This is a genomic window from Microcoleus sp. B4-C2 (assembly GCF_036705265.1).
Taxonomy (GTDB): domain Bacteria; phylum Cyanobacteriota; class Cyanobacteriia; order Cyanobacteriales; family Microcoleaceae; genus Microcoleus.
The window spans coordinates 1-6,973 of the sequence record NZ_JAUBUB010000167.1 but is presented as its reverse complement, the minus strand read 5'-3'; the positions used below and the strand labels follow the sequence as shown (position 1 = coordinate 6,973).

Below are 6,973 nucleotides of genomic sequence, written 5' to 3'. Positions count from 1 at the left end.
TTAAATCTGGCGCGTGCTCGTCAGCAAATAGCCTAGCCCCACTGGTTTACTCTTTTGACAATTAATCCACCCTGCTTTTTAAGGGGGATTTAGGGGGATCGAGAGGAGCTGGGGGAGAGGTTAAAGGCAAAATCTCGCACAACGCCCGATAAATTTCACAATCCTGGGAATAGAGACGATAAGCCTTCAGCATCGCCTCAGCCGCTTTCTGATATTCCCCCGTATGGAACAAGCACCGCCCATAGGAATACCAACCCCTAGGATGATTCGGGTGTTCCTCAGTAAACCCTTCCAACACCGCAACCCCGTTAGCCGACTCCCCTCGGAAAAGGTGATAATATGCCAGCAACTCGCGGGCATCCGCCGCATCAGGAGCCTGTTGCAGCACAGAACTAATTATCTGTTTAGTCTGTTTGCCTTCCTCACCCGATACCAATCTCATCCGGCAACGAGTATCCGCCTGTCGTTTGAGTACGCGGAAATCACCGGGAGCAAGCTCTAGCACTTTGCTCAACCGCCGCTGCGCTTGGCGCACATTACCCACCGCCTGACTCGCGTCGTAGCTGTCAATCAGCGCTACAACATCATCTGGCTGAAGGGACAAAACCGTATCAAAGGCTCGCAAAGCTGCAACCGCATCCCCTCTCCCCCTTTGCACCTGCCCCAAGGCCAGCCAGTGAGCCGCATTATCTGGTTCAAGGGTTGCCGCCGACTCAAAAGCGAGTATCGCGGCTTGAGTGTCATTTCTACAGAGTGCGATCGATCCGCTGATATGCTGTCGAGTCGCCTCATTGCGTGCATTGGCCAAGGCACTTTCATAAACCGCTACTGCCTCAGCCTTTTGTCCCATAAGCTGCAAGAGTTTCCCCAATTGCAAGCGCACGCCAATCAATGGTTGCTGCCGATCGATTACTTGGCGATACTCCTCAACCGCCTGCTCAATACGACCCATTGCATACAGCAGATTCGCCAATTCCAACCGTTTCTTCCATCCCGAAGGATACTGCTGCACGTACTCACTTAATGTTTTCAGCTTCTGGTCAATTCGGGCTGGCTTTTCGTCTAAAATCAGGTAAGCATTCAACTCCACCCCAGAGGACTGAGTGAGGGATACCACCCGGAGTGCAGTGTTTCTAGACATATTGCTGTTACCTGATAATTAATTGTCTCGCCAATGTTCTGAGGGATGGGGGCGATCGAGTCGGATGCGATCGTTTCATCGGATTGTAGGGGCAATCCCCCCGCGTCAAGCGAAGCTATCCCGTAGGGAATCGCCCCACCATCTTGAGGCGGTAGGCACTGGGGCACTACCCCTACAGCAAAATCATCCCCGATCGAGGCAACGTCCCCCTTTTTAGAGGACTCCGAGGAATCTGACAAACCATCATCCAACCCTGACAAATACTTGCTCAAACGCTTTTGCAGAATCTCTCGTGCCTGTTGAATGCGCTTGTAAACGTTATTGAGCGAGAGAGCAAGTTGTTGGGCAATATCTTGATAGGCAATCTGGTGGCAGTAACGCAGGATAAACGGATTGCGTAATCGAGAAGGAAGAGTATCAATAGCGCGGCGAATGTACTGTCCCAACTCATGATGTAGAAGTGCTTCTTCAGGAGAGTTCAAACCAGAAATAACTGCTGAATTTCCTGTAGCAGCTACTTCTTCAATATCCTCCATCTGCATTGCTTTCCGGCCACGTTCTCGGTGTATATCTATACATAGATTATGGGTTAAGCGGGTGATCCAAGCTCGGAGGTTGGTGATTTTTTCGGCATAGTCTGGCAATTTATCCCAAGCTTTGAGCATGGCGCGACTGAGCACCTCTTCGGCATCAGTAGGATTCCCTCCCATCCACCTGAGACAGCAACGGTAAAGATAATCTCGGTTCTGCTGCCATAGCTGCCAAAATGCTTTCTCTATATCTTCTGGACAATACCGAATGTCTGTTGCAATAACGGATTGAGAATTTGACATGATTTTAAAGGTGGTGAAAGATAGATGTGAAGGAACATTCCTCTGTTGCTTTTTTCGTTGCAGCCGAATCCCGCCAACATCTAGCTCAGTGTGGTCTGAGTATTTATCCGGCTAAAGATTGGATTCAGTGTCGTTAGCCAATATTCAAGGTTTATTGTTGTCAGGGTGATTCATGAATCACCCCGACTCAGCAAAATCAAGCAAAAGGAACCGAGAACAAGACACCGCCCTCGGTATAAGGCGCTTGCAAAGGGCTAACAGGAATACCCGGGAAGTTGCGATCGCTCATTTCGCTATAGTTCCCCACTGCAGAAATCGCATTCAAAGCAAAATTATTCGACAAACCCAGACTTTCACCCACATTTCCTTCCACTCCCAAAAAGCGGCGGACAACTGGATCTGAGCTATTGATTTCCTGGCGCACATTTTCAGAAGTTAAACCCAGTTCTAACGCTTCATAAAGAGAATAAGTAACTCCAGAAACCACATCCTTCCACTGGGATTGATTCTCGTCCACCACCATTGCTAAAGGCTCCTCTCCCAGAACTTCTGGAAATGGCTGATGCTGGTCTCGCTGCTCTGGGGGTAAGGTGAGAAGACGAGAGATAATCAGACCTCCATCGCCGGTGAGCGCATCCAATTCGCCCTTGATATAACTATCAAATAGGGTCTGGAAGCTATCTAAGGCTACGATTTCCGCATTAATACCCGAAGCACTCAGTTTTTCTCGCAGAGTTGCCTCAGAAGTGGTATTTGCACTCACGCCAATTCGGCGACCTGCAAGCTGTTCAAAAGAGGTAATTCCGCTGGCGGTTGGTGTTACTACAAATTGAGCATCGTAAGTATTAATGGGGGCAAAATCTACCCCCAGCAAAGCATCCCGCTTGAGGTTGTGGGTGGCATTGCGGCTAGTTACATCAACGATGCCATTGGCGACATCGCTGAAGCGCTGAGCCCCCGTTTTCTGAATCACGAATTCCACTGCGTTGGGGTCGCCAAATAGGGAAGCTGCTAGTCCCCGACCCAAATCCACATCAAATCCGCTTAAGTTGCCGTTGGGGTCAGCAAAACCGAGTCCAGGGGCATCATTTCTCACCCCAACGCGCACGAAACCCCGGTCTAAAACTTCCTGTAAAACGTTGCGGTTGTCGTTATTTACCAAGGGCACGCTTAATTCGTCAGTCCCGGAAAATGGTGGATAATAAAGCAGTCCCCCAGGCTCGACAAACATTAGTTCATTGAGCTGGCGCGGCAGCACTTCGGGATTGAAATTGCGATTGTAAATCTCTTCGTAATTACCAATTTGTTGGATAACTTTCAACGCAAAATCATTTTTGAGTCCCAGAGATTCTCCTAAATTTCCTTCCACGCCTAAGAAGCGCTTACTGGCGGAATTTCCATCAAGAAATTCATTCACATTCTGGGAGTTAATGCCGAAAAATTCGGCTTGGATGGGAACGTTGACCACCCAGCGCACCACATCAGCCCATTCAGACTGATTTTCCGGCACGATGAGTCCTAACGGCTCTTTGGAAATGTTATCCTCAAGGATAACTTGATTTCCCGGATTGGATAAGGTGGGAATGCGATTGCTCAGCACCCCGCGATTAATGGAAACTGCACCGATTTGTCCCGCATCGTAAGCGCCAAACAGAGCATCTTGAGAGGGAAAAGTTTGGATGTTGAGGGCGATTCCGGCACGTTTGGCGGCATCTATTAAATTTTGCCCAGAGCGCGTTCCTGCTAATACGCCGATGGTTGTTCCTGATAACTGCTCAACAGAACTAATTCCACTATTACCACGCACCAATACCGCTTGAGTGTCGAATAAAACGGTAGGCGAATAATCTACTCCTAAACTGGCATCGCGGAGCACAGATTGAGTGGGCAAAGTGGCGGCGATATCCACTGCGCCACTGGCAACACTATTAAAGTCTTCACCCGCCTTGACGACTGCGAATTCTACTGCATTCGGGTTCCCAAACAAAGCAGTGGCAATGGCGCGACTAAAATCAATGCCAATCCCACTAAATGAACCGTCGGCTTCCCGGTTGCTAAATCCCAGTGCATCCTCGTTAACTGCAACCCGCACAAACCCGCGCTTTAAGATTTCTTGAAGTTGAGATCCTGTGGGTGTGGTACTGGCAACGGGCGATCGACCTTCAGCCGCTCCAAACCGCGCATAATGTTCAAATCCGCTTGAGAAACTACCGTTGGCCACTGCTGCTGCTACCTGGGGGTTAGCATCTAGATAAAATTGCTCGTTGAAGGAAATTTGTGGGTTTCTTTTTTCAATAAAACCAAACTTTACCCAATGCTCGAAGCCGTTGGGAATAATGCCTGAAGCTACGGCTTGTGCCACGTCGGGATTTTCTTGCAGGTAGGTAGTTTCGTTGTAGTTAATGATGGTCATAATCCTGGTAATTAGATAATTTGTGTGTTCAATTAACAGGGGTTCCGATCAATTCTTATTTCTGCTCCAACCGCAGCCTATTTCGGCACGTTGCTATTGTTGGATGGTTTTGTTAAGCGGTGAATTATGCTATTGCTGTTGTGTTAACCGAGCGATCGCTTTGACTTGGAAAACAGCTAAGTGCACCCACTTTCCTCCATATCTTTCAGCACCTTTCAAAAAGAGCGTTGCATATTTGCGGGATGGTTTGGAATTTTATCAAAGCTGAAAACCCTTATTTGGCCGGCGGGATCTTCGATCGACCCTACAAAATTCATCCCAAAATGATGCAATGCTTTTTCTTGAGGCTGTATCCTTTCCATATCTCTATCATCGCTCCCCTCCCCTGCCCCTGTCAGTCGGAAAAGTCGGATCGTAAAGTCGGAAAAGTCGGACGCCCTGGTTTTACTATCTATCTTTAGATGGAGCAGATCGACAGCATGACTGGCACTGTTATCTGTCTTTTGGTAGATGCTATTAATAGTATGTTGGGAATATAGGCATAAAGCAAGTCGGAAAAGTCGGATCATAAAGTCGGAAAAGTCGGATCTTTGCCTAATGGGCATATTTCTGAGTGAGGGCTACACTATCACGCGCTAAAATACATCAGTGATAATACTGAAAATTAATGGAATTGTCGGCGCTAATCGGCGGATGTTTTTATCTGACCATATAAAAACTAATCAAGGCTTGTCTTTTGGATAAATACAAGCCTTGGTAGTGAGTTATACGCTTCTCCGCTAGGTAGCGAACTCAGATTTATGAAAAATGAACCCGTTTTTCAGATTTGTTAAGAGCTTTATATATGTCAAAGAGTCGATGTCGTAGGCGTTGACGGGGTGACAAGCAACTTAAAAGCCTTGTGCTGACAAGGGTTTAAGCCGATCGCCCTCACAAAGAATTAGGCGGGCGCGATCGGCTTTTTCGGGTTTCGACAAGGTGGAATCAGGATCGGGGGCGATCGTCCAGGAGCGTAAGTGTCAATAAGTCTGTCATAATCACTATTAGGAATTTCTCCACCGACTTAGTACGGTGTATAACTCAAAATTAGGGTGCAAAACTGAAAAACCTTACCCGATGAGATTGATTTGTACATGACTTTTGAACAAGCTCTAGAATTTCTCGAATCCGCCTTAGAGTCCAAAACCAGTAAACCGTTAAATTTTCTTGAGCAGGAAATCTTAAAAGCTGCTTGGAAAAACGCAACTTATAGTGCTGTTGCTGACAGCTTGTACCTCAGCATAGGACATATCAAAGATTTAGCAGCCATCCTGTGGCAGCGCCTTTCAGACGTAATGGGACAAAAAGTTACGAAGAATAACTTTCGCTCGGTGCTAGAGAAGCAAAACACCACAAGTGAGCTCGCCGATGCCAAAGGCGAAGGCAAACTTATGGCGATGGCTGCGGCTGAAACAAGTGACATCAATCAATTAGAAACTCCCAAAGGTAACATCTTAATTGTTGATGACCTCCCAGAGAATCTGCGTTTTCTAACAGAAATTCTCACTAAAAATGGGTATAAAGTTCGCTGCGTAACCAATGGTGCGATGGCCTTGAGAACAGTTCGCAATCATCCCCCCGATGCTATATTGCTGGATATAAAAATGCCAGATATAGACGGCTATCAAGTCTGCGAAGCCCTCAAATCCGATGAAAAAACCTCAGAAATTCCGATTATTTTCTTAAGCGCACTTGACCAAGTATTTGATAAAGTCAAAGCTTTTAAGGTAGGGGGAGTTGACTATATCTCTAAACCTTTTGAGCCGGAAGAAGTGCTAGTTCGCCTCGAAACTCAGGTAACTATCCAGCACCAAAAACGCCAGCTTAAAGAAGCAATCGAGCGACACCAGCAAACCGCAGAAATTGCCTACCAATCTCGCAGCCTGCTGGCAAATTTGCTAAATTCATCTCTGGATGGAATAGCCGCAGTGCAGGCGGTGAGGGGAGATATCGCTGGAGAAATTGAAGATTTTCGCTGCTTGGTAGTTAACCCTGTCTTTGCCAGACTCTTAGGGAAAAAACGAACAGAACTCGCGGGGGAACCCGTGCTGAAAAAACTGTTTAATCAATTGAGTCCCGGAGTCTTTGATTTATTAGTAGAAGTTGTTGAGACTGGAGAATCGCTTGAAGGAGAGGTTCATCTAGAAAGTGATTACCTGGGCAAATGCTATTATTTCACTGCTGTTAAATTGGGAGACGGTTGCTCAATTACCATCCGCGACCTTACAGACTTAAAACTGTCGGCATTAAAGTCAATGATGGAACAGAACCAACCCCGTGCTATCAAATAGGATAAATGGGGCTTACGCAATCTTACCCAGAAACCAGGTTTATGAAGTACATTAGGGACACGGCACCATGCCCACTCGTGTCAACTTAACATACAACCAATAGTCCGGCAGGGAATTCATTCCCTGCCTCAAAGTGAAAGTCCTCGCTATGAGGACTGAGAAGAAAAATTTTAAACTCATAGGACTTACGCATTGACAGAATAACAAAATAGTGAATTGATAAATAAGGGTCGTCTAGTAATGGGTATGGGAGAAT

At 46.8% G+C, this 6,973-nt stretch carries 4 protein-coding genes; 1 reads left to right on the top strand and 3 read right to left on the bottom strand.

Annotated elements, in window-relative coordinates:
• Positions 1 to 61 precede the first annotated feature (61 nt).
• The 3 genes from QUB20_RS27815 to QUB20_RS27805 all read right to left on the bottom strand — a co-directional run bounded on the left by QUB20_RS27815 (position 62) and on the right by QUB20_RS27805 (position 4,387).
• Positions 62 to 1,141: a tetratricopeptide repeat protein gene (locus QUB20_RS27815; RefSeq protein WP_333251286.1), complete on the bottom strand. Its 1,080-nt coding sequence runs from the start codon at positions 1,139 to 1,141 to the stop codon at positions 62 to 64.
• Entirely contained in the window at positions 1,081 to 1,974 is an 894-nt protein-coding gene (locus QUB20_RS27810; protein WP_333251289.1) for a sigma-70 family RNA polymerase sigma factor, read from the bottom strand. Before QUB20_RS27810 ends, QUB20_RS27815 begins: the two co-directional genes overlap by 61 nt.
• Before the next feature lie 196 nt (positions 1,975 to 2,170).
• Positions 2,171 to 4,387 (bottom strand): transporter substrate-binding domain-containing protein, encoded by a 2,217-nt coding sequence (locus tag QUB20_RS27805; protein WP_333251292.1) that lies wholly within the window; start codon positions 4,385 to 4,387, stop codon positions 2,171 to 2,173.
• 1,133 nt (positions 4,388 to 5,520) lie between these two features.
• On the opposite strand from QUB20_RS27805, the gene QUB20_RS27800 reads away from it, so the two are divergent.
• A complete protein-coding gene (locus QUB20_RS27800) occupies positions 5,521 to 6,717 on the top strand; it encodes a response regulator (protein ID WP_333251296.1) in 1,197 nt (398 codons plus the stop codon).
• Positions 6,718 to 6,973 lie beyond the last annotated feature (256 nt).